Genomic DNA, 24,417 nt, shown 5'->3' with positions numbered 1-24,417 from the left:
TGTCAGCGGCCCAGCCGCGCCAGCAGCGTGGGGGCGTCGAGGCGGGGGACGATCAGGTCGGCCAGGCCCAGACCTTGGGCGACGCTGTGCTCATGCGGCACGGCGACGACGAACGCCCCCGCGGCGCGCGCGGCGGCCACTCCGGCCCGGCTGTCCTCCAGCACCATAAGGCATTCGGGACGAACGCCGAACCCTTCAGCCGCTTTCCGGTAGATTTCCGGCTCGGGCTTCCCCTGTTTAACGTCTTCCGACCCGAGGATGAACGTAAACCGGTCCAGGATCCCATGCCCGCCCAACAGGCGTTCGGCATGGGCTCGGCGTGAGGAGGTTGCGACGGCCTTGGGCACGTCCAAATCTTCGAGATGGTCCAGCAATGTCAACAGCCCGGCCGTCGGCGCGGCGTCGGTGTCCAGGACGGCGAGATACCGCCCTCGGACGTCGGCCAGCAACTCTTCGGGCTCGGCCTTCACGCCGCTCATCGTCTGGAGGACGTGACCGGCCTCGACGGCCCGTCGGCCGATCATGGCGGCCATCATCTCGTGGGTGAACCGACTCCCGCGCGCCTCCAGCGTCTCGCAGGCAACGCGGAAGAACAGGGCTTCCGTGTCGAACATCAGTCCGTCCAGGTCGAACGCCACCGCCTCGATCGTCGCTTGCATCGCCTCGTCGATTCCCTTCACGCCACTGGCTTTCCGATCCCTTCCCGATAAAGCCGAGCTTACCCGCAATCGATGCTCTCCGCATCCGCGCCCTGCGGCGACGGTATTGCCCCTCGGTTAGAATTCCCCGAGGCCCGCAGCCGGAGCGTCGGCTGGATCAACGCGCAACCTGATGGAGGATCGAGAGATGCAGAAGCGGAAAGTCGGTCGATCGGGCCTGGAGGTGGTCCCGCTGTGCCTGGGAGGCAACGTGTTCGGCTGGACGATCGACGAGCCGACGTCGTTCAGGATCCTCGACGCCTTCGTCGCCGCCGGGCTCGACTTCATCGACACAGCCGACGTCTACTCGCGATGGGCCCCCGGCAACCAGGGGGGCGAGTCGGAGACGATCATCGGCAACTGGTTCAAGGCGTCCGGCAAGCGCGACAAGGTGGTGCTCGCCACCAAGGTCGGCATGGACATGGGGGAGGGGAAGGTGGGGCTGAAGAAGTCCTACATCCTCCGAGCAGTGGAGGACTCGCTGAAGCGGCTGAAGACCGACCGCATCGACCTCTACCAGACCCACAAGGACCAGGACCCAGACACGCCCCAGGAGGAGACGCTGGAGGCCTACGATCAACTTGTAAAGCAGGGGAAGGTCCGCGCGATCGGCGCTTCCAACTTCACGGCCGCGCGATTGACGGAAGCCCTGAAGATCAGCGCGGAGAAGCGACTGGCTCGCTACGAATGCCTGCAGCCCCACTACAATTTAGTGGAGCGTGCAGGCTTCGAGAAGGAGCTGGAGCCACTCTGCTTGAAGGAGGATATTGCTGTCATCCCATACTACTCACTGGCGAGCGGCTTCCTGACGGGCAAATATCATGGCGAGGCCGATCTCGCTAAGAGTCCTGCTCGAAGCGGCAATGTGAAGAAGTATCTTAATTCCAAAGGATTGAAAATCGTCCATCATCTTGATGAGATCGCCTCGGCTCTGAAGGTCAAGCCGGCGAGCGTCGCGCTGGCCTGGCTGATCGCCCGCCCCAGCGTCACCGCGCCGATCGCCAGCGCGACCAGCGTGGAACAGCTCGACGACCTGATCAAGGCTGTCGAAATCAAGCTCGACCCCGCCGCGATCAAGCTGCTGGACGACGCCAGCGCCTGAGTGCGACGCGAAACTTGGTTTGAGAAATTCCGCTTACCAGGAAGTCCAAGATCTCGGGTGCCATGGCCACGCTTGCGTGGCCATGAACCGGCTTGGGTCAACTCAGTGACCGACGCCGATCGCATGCCCACGACGAGAGTGGGCATGGCACCTGGCAGGATCTCTCGCGAGTCTCCGGAGAATCGTCCATGAACGTCCTGGCCCTGCTGCTCGTCGCGACTCTCGCCGCCGACGATCCCCGACCGCTCGAACAAGCCGACGGCTACGTCGGTTGCTGGTATTCGGTCGGCACGACGAAAGATGAATACAAGTTCAAGTACAGCGGCGGGCTGGGGACGTACCCGCAGCAGCAGTCGCCGATGGCGATCTACGACGAGCCGTCGAACCGGACGTATTTCGTCTACGGCGGGGCCGACCCGGAGCGGAAGTCGATCCTGCATATGGTCTCGTACTTCGATCATGCGACGGGGACGGTTCCCCGGCCTCGGATCCTTCTGGACAAGAAGACGAACGACGCCCACGACAACCCGTGCCTCGCCACCGACGCCGAGGGCTATCTCTGGATCTTCTCCAACGCCCACGGCACGGCGCGGCCGTCGTTCATCCACCGCAGCGTCAAGCCTCGATCGATCGACGCTTTCGAACAGGTCGTCGAGACGAACTTCTCCTACGGCCACCCCTGGTACGTACCAGGCAAGGGCTTCCTGTTCCTTCATACCAAGTACAAGTCTGGGCGCGGGCTCCGCTACATGACGAGCCCCGACGGCCGCACCTGGCCCGAAGCCACGCCGCTCGCGCACATCGACCAGGGGGACTACCAGGTGACTGGGGCACGCGAGGGGACCGTCGCCACGATCTTCGACTACCACCCCAAGCCCCTCGGCCTGGACGAGCGGACGAACATGTACTACCTCCAGACTCGCGACTTCGGCGCGACCTGGACCCGCGCCGACGGCCAGCCCGTCTCGCTGCCGCTGACCCAGCCCGACAACCCGGCCCTGATCCGCGAGTACAAGTCGGAGGGGAAGTTGGTCTACCTGAAGGACCTGAACTTCGACGCCGAGGGCCGGCCGGTGATCCTGTATCTGACGAGCCAGGGCTACGAGCCCGGCCCCAAGAACGGCCCCCACCAGTGGCGAACGACGCGCTGGGACGGCCGCGAATGGATCGACCGGCCGTTCACGACGTCCGACCACAACTACGACCACGGCCCGCTCTACATCGAGAAAGACGGGATTTGGCGAGTCATCGCCCCCACCGAGCCCGGTCCGCAACCCTTCGGCACCGGCGGCGACATGGTGCTCTGGACGAGCGCCGACCAGGGCGCGACCTGGACCCGCGTCAAACAGCTCACTCACGACAAGACCCGCAACCACACCTACGCCAAACGCCCCGTCAACGCCCACCCCGACTTCTACGCCTTCTGGGCCGACGGCGACGCCCGCAAGAAGTCCGAGTCGAGCCTGTATTTCACCGACCGCCTCGGCACGAAGGTCCGACGCCTGCCGATCAAAATGACGGGGGATGCACAGGTGCCAGAGGATGTGGAGTAAGTCGGGCCGGTTGATCGCCGGCAAGCGGCTCTCAGGCCGGCATTGATATCCCCACTCCCGCCGGGAGAGGGCAGCCGCGCAGCAGCGGGTGAGGGACATCGGATTTCGGAGAGCATGTTGGACGCAGGCGAACGAAGCTCCCGTCGTCATGCCTGCAGTCCGACGACCCTCACCCGGCCCTCCGGGCCACCCTCTCCCGGTGGGAGAGGGGACTAGATCGCGGCCTCCTGCGAGCTATGTCATGGTGCAGCAAGCCGCTGTATCCTCAGGTCACTGGTATTGGCGCAGTAGATTCGACCAGCAAGAAAGGTGCGTTCATGACGGGCGTTCGGAAGGTCGTCTTGTGGGTGGTCGTCGCGACGGCGGCGGTGGGTGGGGCTTCGGCCTGCACGAACATCGTGGTGGGCCGAAAGGCGTCGCGGGACGGCTCGGTCATGATCACATACACCTCCGACATCACGATCATGCCCCGGCTTCTGCGCGTCGCAGGCGGCGAGCACAAGGCGGGGGAGACGGTCGAGGTCAAGGGCTGGGAGACGGACGACGTCCGGGGCCGTATTCCGCAGGCGTCGCGAACGTACTCGGTCGTCGGCCTGATCAATGAGCATCAGGTGTCGATGGGCGAGACCACCACCGGCGGCCGTCGCGAACTGCGCGACCGCAAGGGACTGCTCGACTACGACGCCCTCATGCTCCTGGTCCTCCAGCGGGCCAAAACCGCCCGCGAGGCGATCTCGCTGGTGGACTCGCTCTGTCGCGAGCACGGCTACGGCAGTTCGGCCGAGACCTTCTCGATCGCCGACAAGAACGAAGCCTGGATCATGGAGTTGATCAACAAGGGCCCCGGTCAGAAGGGGATCGTCTGGGTCGCCGCTCGCGTCCCCGATGATTGCGTCACGGCCCATGCGAACATGAGCCGGATCACCACCTTCCCGCTCGACGACCCCGAGAACTGGCAATACGCCCCGGACGTGGTCTCGTTCGCCGTTGAGAAGGGGTATTACGACCCGAAGTCCGGCAAGCCGTTCAGCTATCGCGACGCCTACCACCCCGACCACGGCCCCTCCGCCCGACGCGCCTGCGCGGGTCGCGTCTGGAGCATCTACCGCCGCTCCGCCCCCTCGGCGAACTTCTCCGACGCCTGGTTCCGCGGCGTGGAGGGCGTCGAGGATTACCCGCTCTTCGTGAAGCCGGACAAGCCGCTGGCGGTCCACGACGTGATGGGCCTGATGCGCGACCACTTCGAGGGGACGCCCTACGACATGACCCAGGGCCCGGACGCCGGCCCGTTCAACAGCCCGTTCCGACTCCGACCGCTGGTCTTCCACGCCGACGGCAAGGAATACATGTGGGAACGCCCAATCGCGGCCCCGCATGCCGGTTTCACGGTCCTCCACCAGAGCCGGGCGAGCCTGCCGGACGCGGTCGGCGGCGTGACCTGGTTCACCCCGGACGACGCCTCCACGTCGTGCTTCACCCCGCTGTATTGCTCGATCGACGCTCTGCCGGCGTCGTACGTGGCGGGGGACTACCAGAAGTTCTCGTGGCAGTCTGCGTTCTGGATCATGAACCTGGTCTCGAACCTGACCTACGACCGCTGGTCGCACGTCTTCCCGGACGTTCAGGCCGCTCAGGCGAAGCAGGAGGAGGCGATCCTCAAGATGCAGCCGGTGATCGAGGAGGCCGCCGCGAAGCTCGTTGCAACCGACCCAGCCCTGGCGCGGTCGTTCCTGACCTCGTACAGCACGTCAACCGCTGAAAGCGTCTTCCGAGGCTGGCAGACACTGGCGGAGACCATCCTGACCCGCCACATCGACGGTTACGTCAAGGACGCCGACGGCGACGCTCACGCCACCGGGTATCCCGAGGAATGGCTCCGGCACATCGTCAAATCCCGCCCCGGCCAGTTCACCGTCCCCGCTAAGATCGGGCTGACCGACTATTGAATCGCGGTCGTCTCTCCGAAGACGGGGGCGTTGCCTCGGGGGGCTCAGTCCAATCCGAGGAAGCGTCCCTGTCGGCCGTCCTGACTCAAACAGTCGCGGAGGTTGTCGTTGAACTTCGCGTAGCGGCCGAGCGCCAGCTCTTTCAGGACGACCGGGGCCCGCAGGGCGCGAAACCGAGACAGCGTGGAACGACGGCGGAGATGGCGGATCAAACCATCGAGATGGGATTGATACGCCGGAAACCGCACCGGCCCATTCGCCGATGCGAACTCGCAGATCCGGTCGCGGCAGTGCTCCAACTGATCGGCTCGCTGCTTCATCAAGGTGTTGAAGACGGCCGACGGCGGCGTCGATCCGTCCCCCTTCGTCACCTGGGCTGCGTGGTCCCGATACTGGTTGAGCGGTTCCTCGACGATCTGGATCCGACCGACCAGGGAGAGGCAGAGGGCCACCCAGTCGTCATGGCCGATTCCGTCCGGGACCGGGGCGATGCGACGCCACCAATTCGCTCGGAACGACATCATACAGCCGGAGACGCGCGGCGTGCGGGCCAGGACAGTGAAGGCCTTGTCCCCAGCCATCGCATCGCGAAGCCCTGGATCCCGGTCGAAGGTCGTCTGAAAGACGTTCCTGTCTGAGATGAGTCGTGAAGATGCGTCGATATATCGTGCGTTGTTGAAGATCAACAGCACGTCCGGTTCCGAGGCGTAGATCTCTTCGTGGCGTTGCAGTTTGTCCTCACGCCAGACGTCGTCCTGGTCGCAGGGTGCGACGACGTCGCCGGTACAGAAATCGATCGTGCGTTCGAAGTTCTTGGCCCAGCCCAGGCGACGGGGATTCTCGTGGACCTCGACGGGGAACGGCGCGGACTTCTGGAATCGACGCAGAATCTCCAACGTGTCGTCCTGCGAGCCGTCGTCGCAGACGACGAACTCGTCGGGCAGGCGCGTCTGCGAGAGGATCGAGTCGAGCTGCTCCTGCAGATAGCGACCACCGTTGAACGTCCCCATCGCGATCGAGAATCTGAACATCGGCGGCATTCCCGAATCGAATAATGATGGAATACTCCGCGCATGCGGGCCTGACACCTCCAGCTTAGGCCGCATTCGGAATGATGTCCTCGAATTCGGTACTTCCGTGAGGCCGGATCAGAGGTCCCCAACGGCGCGGTGAAGACGGAACTCGGCGAGGGACTTGTCGTAGAAGGCGTCGTAGTATCGGGTGAGACTCTCCAGGCGGCGGGTCTCGGCGTCGAGGACCTCCGTGTAGGTGCTGACCTGCTCCTTATAGCGGTTGAGGACGACCCGGATGTTCTCCTCCGCCTGCCTGACCGAATGTTGCGCGACGCCGAGGCTGACCTTCGCTTCCTGAAGCCTGCTCCACTGGACGTGGACCTGAAGGGCGATGTCGTCGGCGGCGTCGGCCCGCTGGCGGGAGACAGCGGCGTGCTGCAGCTCATAGGCCGTCGATCTTCTCCGCGCAGCGCCGCCGTCGAAGATGTTCCAGTCGACGAAGGCCGTCCCCAGAAAGTTGGTCTGCGGGTTGAGCGAGGACGACCCGGCGTAGAGCAGCCCCGCGCCGACGGACACTTGCGGCTTGTTGGCCGAACTGGCGACCCGAGCCTTGGCCTCCAGGGACTGGCCTTGGTGGGCTAGCTCGGCCAATTCGGGGCGGCTGCGAAGAGCCTGATGCACCAGGGCGTCGACCTCGGGCGAGGGCCCGCGGGCTCCCCGCGACATGGCGACGGCGACGGGATCCCCCTCTACCGGATATGTCGGATCCGTCGACAGCTCGACCAGCTCGACGTTGACGTACGCCGGTCGGCAGAGATAGCGGTTGTAGACGGCCCAGGAGATGTCCAGGGCTGTCACCGCCTGGACTTCGCGCAGCCGGGCGTTGCTGAGGGCGACGTCGGCGGCGAGCTGGTCGTTGCGGGTGGCGACGCCCTGTTCGACCCGGTTGTTCACATCGCGATCGAACGATCCGAGCTGGGCGACGTTGCTGCGAGCCACCTGAAGGCGTCGCTGACCACGGAGGACGTCGACGTAGGCTTCCGCGACAGCCAGCTTGAGGTCGAGAGCCGTGCGGAACTCAACGGCGTGTTGGGCGCCCGCCTGGCTGCTCGCCGCGTCGATGGCGCCCTGGATCCGCCCGGACGTATAGAGCGGATGGGTGGCCATCGTGAAGCTGATCGGCAGCCAACTCTGGTTGGCGCCGAGGAGGGGCGAGGAGATAGGCGTGGGAGTCGCCGAGGCAGGCGTGGCAAGCGTCGTGGTGAACCGGGGCGACTGACCGAAGTAAGCCGCGCCGGTCGTACTGTGGATCGTGGGGAACCTTGCCGCCCGCTCGGCCGCCACCGATACGCCGGCGGCCATGGAGTTGGTCTGCTCGGCGCGGAGCTTCTGATTGACCCCCAGAGCCGAAGCCCAGGCGTCGTTGAGATCCTCTGCTCGGGTTGACGGAGCGGCGGCGAACGCCGTGGCTCCGAGAAGCGCGAGACCGACCAGCAAAGGCCTACGGCTGGTGAGCATCCTGTTCACCCCCATTCCACGGAGAGTTAGGCACTTGCGAGGCGAGTCGGCCATCCTGGCGGGTCGCCTATCTCGGACGCGCCTTTTATCGGTCGACCAGTCGGCGCGTGGGCACTCGAAGCCAGGCGTAAACGAACAAAGGGACTCGCCCAGACGCGCAGGCCGCAGAGTTCACCGGGCCGGTGGCGCGGCCTCGGAGGATTCTCGCGGTGAGGAAGGGGCGTTGAGACTCGGCCACGACGGCTCGACGGGGACGTTCGGGAAACTCCCCCGCAGACGCTGGCCGGCGTTGGGGCCCTCCGGCTGAGCGTGGATCAGGACGTGTGGACGCGCCGAAAGGCCGATGAACAGCGGCGTAACGGGCGGATTGCCGCCGATGAGTTCGACCTTCACGGGCAGACGCTGAACGATCTTCACGAAGTTTCCCGTCGCGTTCTGCGCAGGGAGCAGTGACATGGAAGAGCCCGTTCCAGGGCTGAAGCCTGTGACTCGGCCGTGGAAAACTTTGTGGGGATAGGCGTCGACCTCAAGCTCGACCGGCTGGCCGACGCGGATCGACTCGAGCTGCGTCTCTTTGAAGTTGCAGTCGATCCAGACTTCCTGAAAGGAGCGGATCGCCATCAGTCGCTGGCCGACGGCCACATGATCGCCCGGGTTGACGTTGCGGTTGGAGACGAAGCCGTCCACGGCCGCGCGAATCTCGCAGTAGCTCCGGTTCAACTCGGCTTCGGCGAGTCGGTCGCGCGCGATCTGGACCTGCGCCGCGGCCGAGGTCACGACAGGGGCCTCGTGGACGATCTTCCCGATCAGGGCGTCGATGTCCCCGTCGGGGGCTCGGCTCTTCAACTCGGCGATGAACTGGTCGGGGGATTCGTAGTAGGCGGGGGTTGGCACCCCCAGATCGGCGAGGTTCAAAGCGAACTTGCCCAGGGCGTCGAGGACGCTGGAGTGCTTTTGATCGACGTCGGCCGGGACTTCGTCGAGGGGGTGCCCGGGGGCGGGCTCGTCGGGAATCTCCAGGCCCACCCGCGCGCTGTGAACTTCGCCCAACGCCTGGCGGACGCGGGCTTGGGCCTGCTCGAAGTCGGTCCGTCGAACGTCGGCCATCTCCTGGGTGACGGACTTGCGTTCGGCGAGCTCGGCGTAACGGGCCGCTTCCTTGGAGGCGAGAGCCTCGGCCGCCTTCGCCTCGTTGAGCCGGGCCACGGCCACGCGAAGGGTTGCGGCCTGGTTTCGGACCGCCGAAATCGCCGAAGCCAACTCGAACCGCCCCGCGCGAACGGCCGCGGCGCCCGACCACGCCTTGGCCACCGCTTGGTCGCGGGCCCTCTCCTCGGCCGTGAGGTTCGACTTCGCCTGCTGAACCCGGATGTCCCACATGGCTGGATCCAGACGCGCCAGCATGTCGCCGGAACGAACGAAGTCGTTGTCGTCGACAAGCACCTCCTTCACCGTCTCAGGGATCCGAGGCGCAACGTGCGTCACGTGTCCGTTGACGAAGGCGTCGTCGGTCGAGACCGTGGTCAACGATCGGTGGATGCCAGGATAGAAATAGACGCCGGCCCCAATCAAAAGCCCCGCGACCACGACGAACCGGACCATCCGACTCAGAAAGCTCGGCCGCGAGGGCGGAGGCGGTGCGGGGGCCGCAACCCGCGCCTCCGGCGGCGCGGGGGCCTCGGCGACGGGAGCGGTCGACGGCGTCGGTTTGGCTGCGGGAGTTGAGTCGTTGGGGCTCATCGACTGGGGCTCGTGGGAAAACGGTCGCGTCGCGGCGCACGATCGGGGTCAATGAGCCCCGACAGGCGTCCCCTCGGCGGCCTGCGACGGTTTGAGCAGGAACGCCAATGGGATCAGAGTGAGTGCGAGCAGCCCAAGGACCCAGAAGGCGTCAAGGTAGGCCATGGCCATCGCCTGCTGGCTCCGAAGCGTGTCCAGGCCGTCCAGCGCCATGCGGCCGGCCGTTTCCGGGTCGCCCGTCAGTTGATAGAAGTACGCCCGCAGGTTCGCGTAGACCTCATTGTAGGCGTGACTGTATGACGAGAAGTATTCAGCGAGCCGATCGGTATGGAACGGGAACCGGCGTGTGACGATCGTCTTTCCCAGGGTCGTTCCCAGGCTTCCACCCTCATTTCGCACGGCCGCGAAGATCCCGGCGGCCGGCCCTCTCAAATGCGGGGGCAGGTAAAGGAACGCGGCCACGCTCAGAGGGGCGAACATGCTCGCCGTGCCGATCTGCTGCACCACGCGCGGCCAGACGAAATGCCCCGGGCTCACCTCCAGGTTCAGCCTGGTGAACCAGAGGGCGCCCGCCGCCATGAGCAGGGCCCCGACCACGATGATCGCGCGGATGTTGACTCCTCGGCCGACGAGATAGCCCGAAAGAATCACCGCCGGAATCGAGAACAACCCGGCCGGCGACATGATCAGCCCCGACCACACGGCATTGTAGCCGAAGAGGGTTTGCACCATCCCCGGAAGAAGAATCATCGAGGCGTAGGTGATTGCCATGGTCACATAGCCGATGATGCAGCACCCGGCGAAATTGCGGTCGAGAAACGGAGCCAGGTTCAGGACCGGCGAGGGGTGTCGCTTCTCCCAGGCGATCAGGGCGACGAAGCCGCCGACGAAGCCGAAGGTCATCACCTGGACGCGGCCGAAGGGGTCGTCGAACCAGTCCCATTCCTGCCCCTTGCTGAGCAGGACTTCCATGCAGATCATCGACAGCACGATCAATCCCAGCCCGAGCCAGTCGAAATTCAGCGGCTGGCTCCGAAGCCGCCGGCGCTCCTCGACGAGATACGGCGGGTCGTGCAGGAATCGTTGGTTCATCCAGAGGGCTAGCAGGCCGGGTGGGATGTTGATCAGGAAGATCCACTCCCAGCCGTAGTTGTCGGCGATGTAGCCCCCGACGGTCGGCCCTAGCACCGGGGCGACGAGCGCGGACATCACGAACATCGCCTGCGCCTGGCCCTGTTTTTCAGGGGGGAACGAGTCAAGGAGCACGGCCTGAGTGACCGGCTGGAGCCCGCCTCCCCCGAGTCCCTGGAGGACGCGGAAGAAGATCAACTCCTCAAGCGACGTGGCGAACCCGCACGCCGCCGAACTGGCGGTGAAGACGGCCAGAGAGAGCAGGTAGTAGTTCCGGCGGCCCAGGTACGCGCCGAGCCATCCCGAAAGGAGGAGCACAGAGGCGTTGGCGGCCAGGTAGGCGGTGATGACCCACTCGCTGTCGTCGGCCGCGGCGGAAAGCCCGCCAGCGATGTAGCGCAGGGCCACGTTGGCGATGCTCGTGTCGAGCACCTCCATGAACGTCGCGATCGTGACCGCCGTCGCAATCAGCCAGGGATTGACGTGACCAGCATTCTCGTCCATTACAACGGGCCGACCGCCCTCCGTCTCCATCACGATCAAAAAATGCTTATTCGTTGATTGGAGGCGATGATCCTCGACGAACCCGGGGCCGGATCGGCCCACCTTGAGGATGACCCGAAGGTGCAAAGGTCGTCTCAGCACGCCATTATGCCGTCCACCATTCCCGCGTCAAGGTTTCGCCGTCGGACGCATTCGTCGTAAGATGGACCTCGGGACGGCTTCGGCCGAGGTCGCTTCCGTCCTACACCTCCACGGACCACATCCTCCCCCACCCGAGGGCCAAGCCGATGAAGACCCGAACGCTCGCCGCTGGGATGATCCTGGCGATCTCGGCCTCCGCCCAGGGCCAGACTCTCCCGACCTCGGCGACGATCGACGCGGAGCCGATCTCACTCACCCCGCCCGAACGCTTCCAGGTCGTCTCCACACTTGAGCCGATTCGACGGGTGACGATCGTTGCACCGGCTGATGGACTGGTCAGGAGCGTCGACGCGACGGTCGGCTCGACGGTCCGCGAAACCCAGCAGCTAGCCGAGCTGGACCGCGCCGAGGCCGCCGCCCGGCTGAAGATCGCCGAGGCCGAGCAGCGCGAGAAGCAGGCCGCCGCGAGCCAGGCGCCTTCCGCCGCCGGCAAGGCCCAACTCGACGCCGCCGACGCTCGCGTCGAGATGGCTCGGCTGGCCCTGGACCGCCTGACGCTGCGAGCCCCCTTCGCCGGACGGATCGTCGCCACACCCGTGGCCTCCGGCCAGTACGTCCTGAAGGGAACCGTGATCGCCGAGCTGGCCGACGTGACCATCCTGAAAGCCCTCGCGCCGGTGGACCGTCGGGCGGTGAAGGCGGGGGGCGAGACGTCCGTCTACATCGAGGATCAGGAGCAGTCCGCCAAGGTTCAGAACATCGTCCCCTTGCCGACGGACGACGACTTCAAGCCCGTCCGTGAGCTGGCGGCACCCTTCGCCGCGGCCTGGATCCAGGTCCCCAACACCAAGGGGGATCTTGAGCCGGGCCTGCGAGTCCGGAGCGCCAGCCTCCCCGTGTCGCCGGTGGCCGTCGTGCCGCGGTCGGCCATCAAGCCCCCGGCCGCCGGAGTGCCCGACTCCACGGTCCAGGTCATCCGCGCCGAGCATGTCGTCGACGTCCGCATCAAGCCCCTGGGCAACCTCGGCCCCGAGCGCATTCAGGTCGCCGGCGCATTCCGAGGGAGCGATTCGGTGATCGTCTCAACGTCCGTGCCGCTCCTGCCCGGCACGTTCGTCCGCTTCGGCGGCGAAGGGAAGGTCGAAGGGGCTCCTCCCGACCGCAACCAGCCGGGAATGCCGGCCTCGGTCGCTCCCACCGCGGGCGTTCCAGCCTCCCGCCCCGCGAGCAACTCGGGACGACGTCCGACGCCGCCAGCCGGGAACGCGGCGGGAGCCACGCCCTTCTGAGGGTCACGAAGGCTTGGCCGACTTCCCCCGCCGGTTCTTGAGGTGGGCCCAGACGTTCTTTCCCTGCTGGCCGAGTTGACTGGCGACTCGGCCGAACTTCGACCGGTTGGCCGCGGCGTGGAGGCGGCGGAGCAGGGCGGCCCGCTCGGCGCGGTGGAGCTGCTCGGCGAGGGCGGGGAGGACGTGTTCGATCATCCCGAAGGGCGTCCCCTCGGGAAGGCCGGCGGCGGCGAATTGGGTGAACGTCGGCGGCAGGGCGGCGCGGAGCGTGTCAAAGAGGCTGCGGACGGCCGTCTCACGCATGCCCTGGCCGACGGACCAATCGTAGGGAGGCTGCCAGACCTGTCCGAACTCCTCGCGGTCGACGCCCGTCACCACGACCAGGGTGGGGGGGGGCTCGCGGTCGGGATGCTGAAGGAAATATGCATCCCACGCTTTGGCGAAGGCGACATCGGCCGCCTGCAGCCCCTTTCGGCCGTCGATCACCAGCACGAGCATGTCGGCGTCGACCGTCGCCGCCACGGCCGCGTCACGCGAGGAACGATCGCCACGAGACTCGCGATCCGCGTCCCCATTGGACGTGTAGCCGACGGCCTCGACGTACTTCACATGCTTCAGACGGTCGACGAGGCCCGGGTCCAGGCCCATGCCCTCCATCCGGGCGCGGACAGGACGGTCATCCCCCTGGAAGACCTCGCGAGCCGCCTCGATCAGTCGCGTCTTGCCCGACTCCCGCGAGCCCACCACGGCGATGGAGAGGGGCTCGTCGAGGTCGGCCTTGATCGAGGACATCGGCCGTCGGCGAGTCAATCGGCGGTATTCGTCGACCCCGATCGCCAGCCGGCCGCTGAACAGCTCGATCAGGTGGACGCCCAGTCGGTTGACGTAGGCCTGGAAGAACCAGCGCAGGACGTTCTGCTGCATGTTCTTCCATGCCGGCTTGACCACGAGTTCGCGGGTCCCGATCCGCGTCAGGCCGCTGAGCGGGTTGAGGAACGGCGAGACCAACGCATAAAGGTCGTTGGCCTTGGAGATGTAATTGGAAAGCTGCATCGCCCTCCGCCAGTGCGACAGCGTGATCATGTCGCCGCCGGGGATCTGGCGGGTCAGCTTCGCGAGGTCTTCCGCGGCCAGTTCCAACGCGCTGAGAAGCTCGACGACGGGCACCTCGTCGAGTGGATGCTTCGAGTCCGGGTGATAGTGAACGGCGAGCCGTTCCATCAGCGCGCGGCCGGTGGCGATGTAGCGGTCGCCGTCGATGAGGGCTTCCATCGCCAGGGCTTCGGCCTCGTGGGCCTCGTCCTCGACAATCTTCCAGGCCTCGCGATCCATCGGAGCGAAGGTGCGGGGCGAGTCCCAATCGAGCGGCGGCAGGACGGTCCGGGTGCTGGTCGTCCAGCGCGCCGCCAGGAACGCGAACAGGCCGCCGGCAATGATCCAGGCCAGCACTGCTGGAATGATCCAGCCCTGCTCATACAGCCAGATCGTCCCGAACCCGATGTAGGCCAGGAACGGGCCGAAAAACAGGAGCAAGAGGACCCCCGTCCGCCACTCCTGGAGGAGCAGTCCCAGATTCGTCCGCCAGCGGGCCAGGGTTTCTCGCACGGTCGGGTCCAGGGGTTTCGGCGTAATTCAACGCCACGCCGCGTCTCATGTCCCCTCTCCCCCCGGGAGAGGGCGGCCCGAAGGGCCGGGTGAGGGTCGTCGGACTTCGGATCGAATGGGTGGTCGAAGCCGAGGACGGTCTTCCTCCCTCGCGGGGGAAGACAGACCGCAAAGCGGTCAGATGAGGGGGACGGCCGCCGTGGGATGCACGGTCGATGGTCGGACGATCAACCCCACGCCGATCCCCCCTCATCCGGCCGCTGCGCGGCCACCTTCCCCCGCGAGGGGGGAAGGCCGTTATGGTTCCGGATTACAGAAAACGGACGCTTGTTCCAACCTTACTCGCTACAAATCCCGCGCCGTCAGGCTCGAAGCGAGGCCCCCAGCTTCCGCGAGCAGGACGCAACGACGTCCTGGACGGCCTTCTCGACTTCCTCGCCGGTCAGCGTGCGGTCGTCGTCGCGGAAGGTCAGGGCGAAGTGGACGCTCTGCTTGTCGTTGGGGAGATTGCCGCCTCGGAAGGTGTCCAGATAGTCGGCCTGACGGAACGTCGGGCCGGCTGCTTCGCGGACCACGGCCGAGAGTTCGGCCCAGGCGACGTTCCGGTCGAGGACCAGCGACAGGTCGCGGACGACGGCCGGGTACGACGGCAGGGGTTTGTACTGGGCGACCGTCCGGGCCTTCTCCAGCAGGAGCCCAAGGTCCAACTCGCAGGCCGAGCAGGTGTTCCGTAGCTCAAACGCCTCCAGCTTGGCGGCGTCGACCTCGCCGATCCATCCCAGGCGGACGTCGCCCAGCGCGAGCGTCGCGGCGCGGCCTTCGGAGAACAAGGGCAGCGAGGCCGGCTCGGCCGAGAGGGGCTCGGCGATCAGCAGGCTTCGCAGCAAGGTCTCGACGACTCCCTTCAGCCCGCGGAAGTCCAGGCCGGCGGCGATCGCCAGCCGAGGTGGTTGGTCGGGCGTGCCGCCTTCCTCGCGGGGGATGTAGACGTCGGCGATCTCGAAAACGCGGGCGTCGGCCACGCCGTGAGCCTCGTTGTGGCGGCGGACGGCCAGCAGGCTGGGGATGATGCTCCGCCGCAGGGCGTTCTCGCGCTTGCGGCTGGAGTGCGAGACCCGTAGCGGCTGGGCTTCAGCGCCTTCCATCGTGACGGGGACTGCCAGCGAGTCTTCTACCAGGCTGAACGTCACGGCCTCGTCGATCCGCATGGCCGTCAGCGATTCGCGGATCGCGTCCTCGACCCGCTCGCGACGCCCGCGCGGAGCCGTCGTGACGGGGATCGGGCGGTTCTCGACGATCTTCTCGTAGCCGTGGATCCGGGCGACCTCCTCGATCAGGTCGATCTCCCGCTCCAGGTCGGTCCGCCAGGACGGGGGAACGGCCTTGATCGTGGCCGCAGTCTCATCCAGAACCACAAGACCGAGGGCTTCCAGAATGCGCCGGACTTCCACGGGGTCGATGGCGATCCCCAGCACCCGGGGGATCTGCGCCAGCCGGAGAATGATCGGCTTGCGGGGCGAGGCCGGCGCGGCGACGTCGATGACGCCCGGATGCAGGACGCTCCCCGGGCAGAGTTCCAGGATCAACTCGGCCGTGCGGCGGCTGGCCCAGTCGGCGACTTCGGGGTCGAGAGGCCGCTCGAACCGGAAGCTCGACGGGCTGAACAGGCCCAAAGCCCGCGAGGTCTTGCGGACCGACATCGCGTCGAACCGGGCGGCCTCGATCAGGATGCTGGTCGTCCCCGGGCCGATCTCGGTCTCCAGCCCCCCCATGACGCCGGCCAGGCCGACGGGTCGGGCGGCGTCGGCGATGACGAGCATCTCCGGCTCCAGGGCGTAATCCTTGCCGTTGATCGCCTTGAGCTTCTCACCCGCGCGAGCCTTGCGCACGATGAGCCGGCGGCCTTCCAGTTTGTCGAGGTCGTAGGCGTGCAGCGGCTGGCCGCATTCGAACATGACGTAGTTCGTCACGTCGACGATGTTGCTGACCGGCCGGACGCCCAGCGTCTCCAGCCGACGCTTCATCCACCAGGGGCTCTCGCCGACCTTCACGCCGGTCATCACCCGTGTTGTGAACCGCGGGCAGAGGCCTGGCTCCTCGACGGCGACGGCGGCGAACTTCTCGACCGGATCTCCCGACGTCCTCGGCGCAGCGGCCGGCACGCTTAAGGGCCGATCGAAGAGGACCGAGATTTCCCGGGCCACGCCGATCTGGCCCAGGCAGTCGGAGCGGTTGCTGGTGACCTCCAGGTCGATCGCCAGGTCGCCGCCGACGTCCTCGGTGGACTCGTGGTTCAGGCCGGTCAGGGCCAGGCGTTCGGTGAGGGCCTCCACGGGCATGTCGAGGCGCACGTAGTCGAGAAGCTGGTTCCAGCTGACGATCATCGGGCTATTCGCTCGCGGGCTCGGGGCTCGGCGACGCCGTTCGGGGACGGGCCGCTGCTTTCGACTGGGCGCGGGTCCACAGGAAGTAGACGGGGAGGCCCGTCAGCACGATCAGGAACCCAGCGCCCGAGGTCAGGGGCTTGAGAAGCAGGAAGTCGGCCACCAGCAGCGAGGCCAGGCCGATGTACAAAGCGGGAGGCAGTGGATAGGCCAGCGTCTTGTACGGCCGGTTCAGGAACGGGGCCTTCCGCCGCATCAGGATCACCGCCGCGACCATCAGGATGCAAAAGAGCAGGTCGACGGGGATGATGTATTCGAGGAGTTCGCTGTAGAGGTTCCCAAACGTCGGCGCGCCCGTCTCCGGATGGACGCCGACGGTCGCCGGCAGGGTCAGCAAGCTGGCCCAAACGCCCTGGGCGTAAAGCGCGACGGCCGGAACGTGGTGCTCGTTGGTCTTGGCCACGGCCTGGAAGAAGAGACGGTCGCGGGCCATCGCGTAGTAGACCCGCGCGCCGGCCAGGATCAGGCCGTTGACGCAGCCGAAGGTCGAGATCAGGATCGCGCCCGCCATCAGGTAGCGACCGCTCGCCCCGACGGCCGCTTCCATCGCCGCCGTGCCGACGCGGTCCTGCGGGGCGTGCTGGATGCCGTCGAACGGCAGCGTCACCAGATAGGCGACGTTCGCCAGCCAGTAGAGGGCGATCACGGCGACGGTTCCCCGCAAGAGCGCCTTGGGGAGCGTCTGGGCGGGGTCGCGTGCTTCCTCGCCCACGAACGTGACGTTGTTCCAGGCCGACGACGAGAAGATCGGGCCGACCATCGCCAGCCCCACCAGGAGCACCAGGCCGAGTCCGCCGTCGAGGCCGATCCAGCCGTTGTAGGCCGCCTGCGGAGTCCAGCCGTTCGCCCAGGGATTCCACCAGTTGGACGTCCAGGCGGCGGCCTGCTTGTCGATCCCCAGCGCGAAGCAGACCAGGATCAGGCCGATCAGGGCGGCCGTCTTGGCGAACGTGAATGAATTCTGGATCAACGCCCCGAGCTTCAGCCCGCGGGTGTTGGCGATCGTCAGCAAGACGATCACGACCACGGCGGTCAGTTGCTGGGTTGTGATTCGAAGCGCATAACGGCCCAGATGGAGTTCGGCCAGCGCGTTCTCGGCCGAAACTCCAGGGATGAAGACGCCGAGGAACTTGGCGAAGGCCACCGCCACGGCCGCGATGGTGCCGGTCTGAACGACCAGGAACATCGACCAGCCGAAAAGGAAGCCCGCCAGAGAACCGTAGGCGGTGCGCAGGAAGTAGTACTGACCGCCCGCTTTGGGCATCATGGCGGCCAGTTCACCCACGGAGAGGGCGCCCGCGATGGTCATCAGCCCGGCGAGAACCCAGGCGACCAGCAGCCAGCCGGGCGATCCGACCTGCCGGGACGACTCGGCCGACGTGATGAACACGCCCGAGCCGATCATGGCTCCCATCACGAGCATTGAGGCGTCGAGGACGCCGAGATCCCGTGACAGGGCTGGCGCCCTTCGGGCCTTGGCGGTCTTCGCCGGTTCGGCTTCCTCGGTCGCCACCGCTCAGCCTTCCCGCTTGACGTATTCAGAGACGTCGGTGATCGCCTTGGTCAGCGATTGCCGGCGCCAGTCGGTCAAGGCGGTGTCCATCGCGGCTGCCAGCTTGTTCGCCAGCAGCGCCGCGGCCTCCTTGGTCGATTGCCCCTCGGCGCGAACCTCGGGAAAATCGTGGTGATGTACGCAGACGCCGTGGGCGGTCGCCCCGGCGGTCACGATCACGCTGTCCTGGACTTCGTTCATCGGAGGCCCCCTGCTCGGTACGAGCGTTCGATCGCTGTTCGCCTCGAAGTGGGTGCTGCGGGCGGCCGGCTCGGGTCAGAACTGGTCGAGGAAACGGACGTCGTTCTGGTAGAGGAGGCGGATGTCGTCGATGCCGTGCCGACGCATGCAAAGCCGCTCAATCCCCAGGCCGAAGGCGAAGCCGGTCACCCGCTCGGGGTCGTAGCCAACCGCCTTGAACACGTTGGGGTCGACCATCCCCGCTCCACCCATTTCAACCCATCTGCGACCGCCGTGCCAGAGCATATCGACTTCCACGCTCGGTTCCGTGAAGGGGAAGAACGAGGGCCGGAAGCGGATCTGGACGTCCTCGCCCAGATAACTCTTGGCGAACAACCGGAGGATCGACTTGAGGTCGCCCATCGTCACGCCGTCATCGACCATCAAACCTTCGATCTGATGGAACATGAACGAGTGGGTCGCATCGACGGTGTCGGGCCGGTAGACCCGGCCGATGGCCACCACCCGGACGGGGGGCGGCTGGGACTCCATCACCCGGATCTGGATGGTGCTGGTCTGGCTCCGGAGCATGCTCCCTTCGGACAGGTAGAAGTTGTCCAGAGGGTCGCGGGCCGGATGGACCGGGGGGATGTTGAGAGCGTCGAAGTTGTGGTGAACGTCCTCGACCTCGGGGCCGCGGGCCACGGCGAAGCCGAGCCGGCCGAAGATGTCGATGAGTTCCTCGGCCGTCTGCGTCAGGGGGTGGCGACGGCCCAGGCGGGGAGCGATCCCCGGAAGGGTGACGTCCACCGCGTCGTCGGCCACTTTCTTCCGTTCGACGCGGCCGCGGGCGGCGTCGAATGCGGCCTCAAGGGCCTGCTTGACGCCGTTGAACTGCCGCCCGTATTCCTTCTTGCCGTCCGACGGCAGCGACTTGAGCCGTTCCTGGGCGGCCTTGAGCCGTCCCTGCTTCAGGCCCAGGTATTCGATGCGCGCGGCCTCGACGTCGTCCGGAGAGGCGGCCGACGTGAAGGCGTGCAGCGCCCTCGCCTGGAGCTCTTCCAGCTCCAGGAGGGCGTCTTGAAGCGATCCGGTGGGGGTCATCTCGGCTCGATCCGGCTCGGGTCGGGCGTCAAAATCAGGCGGTCTTAGCCTTCTGCTGACGGGCCTTGAGGGCCTCGTCGAACTTGTCCAGCTCGGCCCGAACCTTGGCGACGATGGCGTCGAAGGTCTCGGAGTCGTAGATGGCCAGGTCGGAGAGGCTCTTGCGGTCGAGGCCGACCTTGGCGAGCTTCAGGCCGTGGATGAAGCGGCTGTACTTGATCCCGCGCATCTCGGCGGCCGCGCTGAGGCGGACGATCCAGAGGCGGCGGAATTCGCGCTTCTTGGCTCGGCGGTCGCGGAACGAGAACATGCCGGCGCGGAGGAGGGTCTCCTTGGCCGACTTCAGCAGCCGCCCGCGGCCGCCGACGAACCCCTTGACGGCCTTGAACAGCCGATTCTTGGCCTGGCGGCGGGCCGCACCTTTTCTTGCACGCATGGTTCAGACTCTCGTGGGGCTCGCCGGAGTCCGGGGGCCCGTTTCGCTAGGAGATTCGAGGATTCGGGATCAGTCGGTCACTCGGCGGCGGGGGCGGCGGCGGCCTGGGCTTCCAGGGCCTTGTCTTCGGCCTGGGCGGCGAGCCGGGCGGCCTCGACGGCGTGGGGATTGGTCGAGATCCGGCGACGGACGGCCTTCCGCACGCGCTTGGTCTCGGCGGAGACGCTCAGCCAGCTCTTCTTGCGGAGCCGACGGATCTTCTTGCCGCTCTTGTGGCTGTTCAAGTGCGAGGATCCGCAACGCTTGTGCGAGACCTTGCCGGTGGCCGACACCTTGAACCGCTTCTTCATCCCCTTGTGGGTCTTCATCTTGGGCATTGCGCTACCGTCCTGTTCAGTCCAGTAAGTGTCGGCCGCGGGGCGGTCGCCCAGAAGGGGGGCGGAGCGTCGTCGCGGGTTCGGGTGGGCGGGCCGCCATGCTCGATGCGGCCCGACGCCCGTGAAGCATTCGGCTCGTCCGGGGGGACGCCGATCGTGAGCCGAGCGGAACATCGTAGCAAAGCGAGGCCGTCGTCGTCCAGACTGCCCGGCCGGCACGCGCACGAAAATCCGCGCCGGCGGGCGAAAATCAGGGTCGACGTCGGACCGGGCGTTACGCCCGAGGGGCCAGGATGGCGGTCATCCTTCGGCCTTCCATGGAGGGCGTCTTCTCCAGTTTGCCCACTTCTTCGAGGGCCTGGAGAACTTCGTCCATCACCCTGCGGCCTTCATCGATGTGCGCCAGCTCGCGGCCCCGGAAGAGGACGTTGACCAGCACCTTGTCCTTGGCTTCCAGGAACTCCTTCGCCCGCTTCACCTTGACCTCGATGTCATGATCGCCGGTCTTGGGGCGGACGCGGATCTCCTTGATCTGGACCTGGTGCTGCTTCTGCTTGGTCAGACGCTTCTTCTGGGTGTACTTGAACTTGCCGTAGTCGATGATCTTGCAGACCGGCGGCCGTTCGTTCGGCGCCACCTCGACCAGGTCCATCCCCGCCTCGCGTGCGGCCTCGAGCGCCTTGTTGGTCGGCATGACGCCCAGCATGGCGCCTTCCGCGTTGATGACCCGCACGGGGGAGATGCGGATCTGCTCGTTGACCCTCAGTCCTCGCTCGATCGGTCCGATGACGTCCTCCTCGGGGACGGGTTACTCTGGAAGCCTTGCAGGAAAGGTATGACGCGGGTCGCTCCAGCGGCCTCGGCTCCCCCGAAAACGACCCCGAAACGGCCAACCACAGCCGTTCGACCGATCGTTGCAAGGCAACCTTAACCATTACGGCTCGAGCGGGGGATTGTCAAGGTCGACCGCTCGCCGTGCTCTTCATTTTTCCTCCACACTTCCAATGATTGACTTGGCCCGTGGGCGCTGTTGACATGTGGCGACGCGACCATCCCGGCTTCACTGGAGCGACTTCCATGCGAAGGTCTGCCAAGTCCGCTCAAAAATGGTGGATTCTCGGGCTTTTCCTGTCGGTGATTCATCTTCTGGGTTCGCCCCGCACCGAGGCCTTCGGAAAGGCCCCAGACGAGACCATCCTGACGGGAGTCGTGGTCGACGAATCGGGAAAGCCAGCCGTCGACGTGGAGGTCGGCGCCGAAGGCCTGATCGCGTCCAACTCGACGAAGACAGACGCGAGCGGGGTTTTTCGCGTCAAGGTCGCCAGGGATCTGCAGGGCCGACCGATCGCCCTCGTCAGCGCACGCGACGGTGCGGGGAGGCTTGGTACGCTCAGGCTCGGATTTGGAGATCCTCCGGGGATTCCTGTCCGCGTCGTTCTCAAGCCGGCGCGAAGACTCGAGGTTCAGGTGGTCGACGGTCAAACTCGGCCAGTCCAGGATGCAGAGGTCCGGTTCCTCGTAGATGGGTTACCGTTCGTCGGCGGCCGTACCGACGCCTTAGGGCGATGGACGGCGAACGTTCCAACCGACGTAGCTCCTTGGGGAGTCTACGCCCTCAAATCGAAGGTCGGACTCGACTACCAGCAGGCCGAGCGGGCCCGGAATTCGGCCGAGCCCCTAATACCATTGCCGGAGAGGATGACGCTCACTCTCGACGGCGCGCGTCCCCCGCTGCGGGTTCGAATTGTGGCACCGGACGGAAAGCCGATCCCTGGTGTCATGCTCATGCCGACGAACTTCCAGAAGCCTGGTCGTGAAAGCACGTTACTGGCGTCGATGGCGGACGTCCTTCGACCGACAGACGCGGACGGCTATGCGATCTTCGACTGGCTGCCGGAGCGATTGGTCGACCACTATTACGTTTTGGACCGTTCTCCCGACTACTACCGGCAGAACGGAGTCACGAGGGTCCTCGCTGACAAGCCCGTCGATCAGGTCACGATCACCTTGTATCCGTACGTCCGCCTCTCCGGTCGCGTTTTAACACCCGATGGTCGGGGGGCGTCGAACGCAAAGGTCAATATCGAAGGCCATGGGGCCGGAATTGAGACCTTCCGCGGTCAGGTCGAAGCCGATGGCGACGGCCGATACGAAATCAAGGTCTACGGTGAATACGCCTATATCCTTAAGGCCTCGAAGGACGGCATGGCCGCCCCACTCCGCCCGGACGTGATCGTACGAGCCGGGAAGCCGGCCGAGGGCATCGACTTGGTGCTCGGTCGAGGGACTCGAGTGAAAGGCCGGGTAACGGTCGGCGAGGAGCAACCGCCGACCGAGTCCACCTATATCAGAGCCATCATCAAGAAGGGGGACGTTCCGGCCGACATCCTGCCTCCCGGGGTCCGAGCGCGCACGCTTTCGATGTCGTTCGACGCGCCGGTTGACGTAGATGGCCGTTACGAGTTTCTGCTTGGCCCCGGCGAATACCGGGTTGAGGGGCCTGCCCGAGTCGAGCCCGTCCAAATAGTGATCCCGGCCGAAAATCCACCTTTAGAGATCGTCCAGAACTTCGCAATGCCTCGGCCTGAGTTCGGCCAACTGAAGCTCACGGTGGTCGACGGTGACGGCAAACCCGTCGTCGGCGCTCTCGTCGAGGGGGGATACCACGCGGCGAGAGGCCAGGTCACCCCTCTCCGAACCAAGGAGGGAGGAGTCGCCCGGATCCGCCGGTGGCTCGATCCGCTGGTGTTGGGGGCGGCGACGCCCGACCGTACCCAGGGAGGCGTCGTGCGGCTGAACCCCACGGCGACCGAGGCGCGGATCGTCCTCAAACCGACGGCGACCGCTTCCGGCCGCCTCGTCGACCCCGAGGGAAAGTTCGTCGTCGACCGCGAGTTGACATACGCGGTTCGGGTCGTCCGTGGCTTCGATCGCCACGGGTCGGCGGGCGAGTACTTCGGCGGGGTGACCAGGACGGACCACGAGGGACGTTTCCAACTCACGGGACTGGTCGTCGGCGAGTTGTACGGGATCCATGCGGAGGACCGAGGGAATCGGAGGAGTTATACGGTGCGGACGGAGGTGATCGCCGATCGTCCAGGGCTGCTAGATCTGGGGCAGGTGTCCGTCGATATGAGTCCGAGCAAGCCCTACTCCCCGCTCACGGAGGAGCAGATCACCACCGCTTCATTCACCCAAAGCAAGGATAAGACCCCATCCGAGAAGCTGAAGGCCGTTCTTGAGGGGGCCGAACTCGAATACACTCGGCCCCTTCTCCTCTTCGGGAGAGCCGAGGATCCTGCCTGCCTCGAACTCTTCCGTCTCTTTAACGAACGGTCGGAGCAGGACGATATGACGTCCGACAATCCGAGCCAAAGGCAGGCCTTCTACAGGCTTCGATGGGAATTTGAACTGGCTTCTCTGGACGACTCCCAGGCCGACGTGCAGGCGTTCGCGAGTGACCTCGGAGTCGCGGCGAGAGAAGGAAAGCCGCCGGTCCTCGTCGTGCTTTCCGGTGAAGGCAAGCCGGTCGCCTCGCATTCGCTCACGCTCGAGCCTGACAGGAAGCTGGACGTCTCGGCGCTTGGTACATTTTTGCTGGCCCACAAGCTTCCCACGCGCGATGCCGAGGCCATGCTGTCCGCGGGCTTGAGGAGAGCGAAAGCCGAGGACAAACGCCTCTTCGTGGAAATCGGGGGTTCCTGGTGCGGTCCCTGCCGGAGTCTCGGGCGGTTTCTCGAGGCTAACAAGGCCGAGTTGGAGCGACACTACGTTCTGATCCGGCTCGACGCAAGCCGTGACGTGCACGCCATGGCGGTCGCAATCCAATGCTGGGGGACCGACCGATTCGGCGTCCCCACCTTCGCGATCCTCGACGCCGAGGGTAAGACACTGATCACCTCCAACGTCCATGATCTCGACGAGTACGTCGAAGCAAGGAACATCGGGTTCCCCTCCCCCTCGTCGAAGTCCGGGATCAACCACTTCATGACGATGTTCAAGCAGACCGCGCCGAGGATGTCCGACGAGACGCTCGCCGGGCTGCGGCAGCAGCTTGAGAAGAAGCCCTGACGGGACTGGAAGG

General features: G+C 65.9%; 17 protein-coding genes and 1 pseudogene. 5 read left to right on the top strand and 13 right to left on the bottom strand.

The window, feature by feature from the left end:
- Positions 1-2 precede the first annotated feature (2 nt).
- Positions 3-659 carry an HAD family hydrolase gene (locus G5C50_RS27965; RefSeq protein WP_165074349.1) on the bottom strand — a complete coding sequence of 219 codons (657 nt, stop codon included), beginning with the start codon at positions 657-659 and terminating at the stop codon, positions 3-5.
- 187 nt (positions 660-846) lie between these two features.
- Between G5C50_RS27965 and G5C50_RS27960 the strand changes: the two genes are divergently transcribed.
- The 3 genes from G5C50_RS27960 (at position 847) to G5C50_RS27950 (ending at position 5,299) form a co-directional block, all read left to right on the top strand.
- The gene (locus G5C50_RS27960) at positions 847-1,800 is read left to right on the top strand and encodes an aldo/keto reductase (RefSeq protein WP_165074347.1); all 954 of its coding nucleotides are present in this window, start codon (positions 847-849) and stop codon (positions 1,798-1,800) included.
- A 188-nt stretch (positions 1,801-1,988) separates the two neighbouring features.
- Positions 1,989-3,353, top strand: a complete 1,365-nt coding sequence (locus G5C50_RS27955; RefSeq protein ID WP_165074345.1) for a BNR-4 repeat-containing protein — start codon at positions 1,989-1,991, stop codon at positions 3,351-3,353.
- 317 nt (positions 3,354-3,670) lie between these two features.
- Positions 3,671-5,299 (top strand): dipeptidase, encoded by a 1,629-nt coding sequence (locus G5C50_RS27950; protein ID WP_165074343.1) that lies wholly within the window; start codon positions 3,671-3,673, stop codon positions 5,297-5,299.
- Positions 5,300-5,343: 44 nt separating this feature from the next.
- Here G5C50_RS27950 and G5C50_RS27945 read toward each other — a convergent pair whose 3' ends face one another.
- The 4 genes from G5C50_RS27945 to G5C50_RS27930 form a co-directional block, all read right to left on the bottom strand.
- Positions 5,344-6,330 (bottom strand): glycosyltransferase, encoded by a 987-nt coding sequence (locus tag G5C50_RS27945; protein WP_165074341.1) that lies wholly within the window; start codon positions 6,328-6,330, stop codon positions 5,344-5,346.
- Positions 6,331-6,447: 117 nt separating this feature from the next.
- Positions 6,448-7,830, bottom strand: a complete 1,383-nt coding sequence (locus tag G5C50_RS27940; RefSeq protein WP_206107885.1) for a TolC family protein — start codon at positions 7,828-7,830, stop codon at positions 6,448-6,450.
- Between the two features lie 171 nt (positions 7,831-8,001).
- Positions 8,002-9,570 (bottom strand): HlyD family secretion protein, encoded by a 1,569-nt coding sequence (locus G5C50_RS27935; protein ID WP_165074337.1) that lies wholly within the window; start codon positions 9,568-9,570, stop codon positions 8,002-8,004.
- Positions 9,571-9,618: 48 nt separating this feature from the next.
- Positions 9,619-11,205: a DHA2 family efflux MFS transporter permease subunit gene (locus G5C50_RS27930; RefSeq protein ID WP_165074335.1), complete on the bottom strand. Its 1,587-nt coding sequence runs from the start codon at positions 11,203-11,205 to the stop codon at positions 9,619-9,621.
- A 287-nt stretch (positions 11,206-11,492) separates the two neighbouring features.
- Between G5C50_RS27930 and G5C50_RS27925 the strand changes: the two genes are divergently transcribed.
- A complete protein-coding gene (locus G5C50_RS27925; protein WP_165074333.1) occupies positions 11,493-12,635 on the top strand; it encodes an efflux RND transporter periplasmic adaptor subunit in 1,143 nt (380 codons plus the stop codon).
- Between the two features lie 3 nt (positions 12,636-12,638).
- Here the strand turns inward: G5C50_RS27925 and G5C50_RS27920 are convergent, their stop codons facing one another.
- The 8 genes and pseudogenes from G5C50_RS27920 to infC all read right to left on the bottom strand — a co-directional run bounded on the left by G5C50_RS27920 (position 12,639) and on the right by infC (position 21,120).
- Complete coding sequence (locus G5C50_RS27920) at positions 12,639-14,240, bottom strand: GTPase family protein (protein ID WP_165074331.1); 1,602 nt, start codon at positions 14,238-14,240, stop codon at positions 12,639-12,641.
- A 362-nt stretch (positions 14,241-14,602) separates the two neighbouring features.
- Complete coding sequence (gene pheT, locus G5C50_RS27915) at positions 14,603-16,624, bottom strand: phenylalanine--tRNA ligase subunit beta (protein ID WP_165074329.1); 2,022 nt, start codon at positions 16,622-16,624, stop codon at positions 14,603-14,605.
- 4 nt (positions 16,625-16,628) lie between these two features.
- Entirely contained in the window at positions 16,629-18,197 is a 1,569-nt protein-coding gene (locus tag G5C50_RS27910; protein ID WP_240907400.1) for an APC family permease, read from the bottom strand.
- A 3-nt stretch (positions 18,198-18,200) separates the two neighbouring features.
- Complete coding sequence (locus tag G5C50_RS27905) at positions 18,201-18,437, bottom strand: hypothetical protein (protein ID WP_165074327.1); 237 nt, start codon at positions 18,435-18,437, stop codon at positions 18,201-18,203.
- A gap of 75 nt (positions 18,438-18,512) precedes the next feature.
- Positions 18,513-19,520 carry a phenylalanine--tRNA ligase subunit alpha gene (gene pheS / locus G5C50_RS27900; RefSeq protein ID WP_165074325.1) on the bottom strand — a complete coding sequence of 336 codons (1,008 nt, stop codon included), beginning with the start codon at positions 19,518-19,520 and terminating at the stop codon, positions 18,513-18,515.
- A 34-nt stretch (positions 19,521-19,554) separates the two neighbouring features.
- Positions 19,555-19,956, bottom strand: a complete 402-nt coding sequence (gene rplT, locus G5C50_RS27895) for a 50S ribosomal protein L20 (protein WP_165074323.1) — start codon at positions 19,954-19,956, stop codon at positions 19,555-19,557.
- Between the two features lie 197 nt (positions 19,957-20,153).
- A pseudogene (rpmI, locus tag G5C50_RS33325) lies at positions 20,154-20,333 on the bottom strand (50S ribosomal protein L35); the annotation flags it as partial.
- A gap of 274 nt (positions 20,334-20,607) precedes the next feature.
- Positions 20,608-21,120, bottom strand: a complete 513-nt coding sequence (gene infC, locus G5C50_RS27885; protein ID WP_206107886.1) for a translation initiation factor IF-3 — start codon at positions 21,118-21,120, stop codon at positions 20,608-20,610.
- 290 nt (positions 21,121-21,410) lie between these two features.
- On the opposite strand from infC, the gene G5C50_RS27880 reads away from it, so the two are divergent.
- The gene (locus G5C50_RS27880) at positions 21,411-24,404 is read left to right on the top strand and encodes a thioredoxin family protein (RefSeq protein WP_165074319.1); all 2,994 of its coding nucleotides are present in this window, start codon (positions 21,411-21,413) and stop codon (positions 24,402-24,404) included.
- Positions 24,405-24,417 lie beyond the last annotated feature (13 nt).

Origin of the sequence: Paludisphaera rhizosphaerae (assembly GCF_011065895.1) — a bacterium.
Classification (GTDB): Bacteria; Planctomycetota; Planctomycetia; order Isosphaerales; family Isosphaeraceae; genus Paludisphaera; species Paludisphaera rhizosphaerae.
Note: the sequence above shows the minus strand (reverse complement) of the source record. Positions and strands in the feature narration are given on the sequence as shown.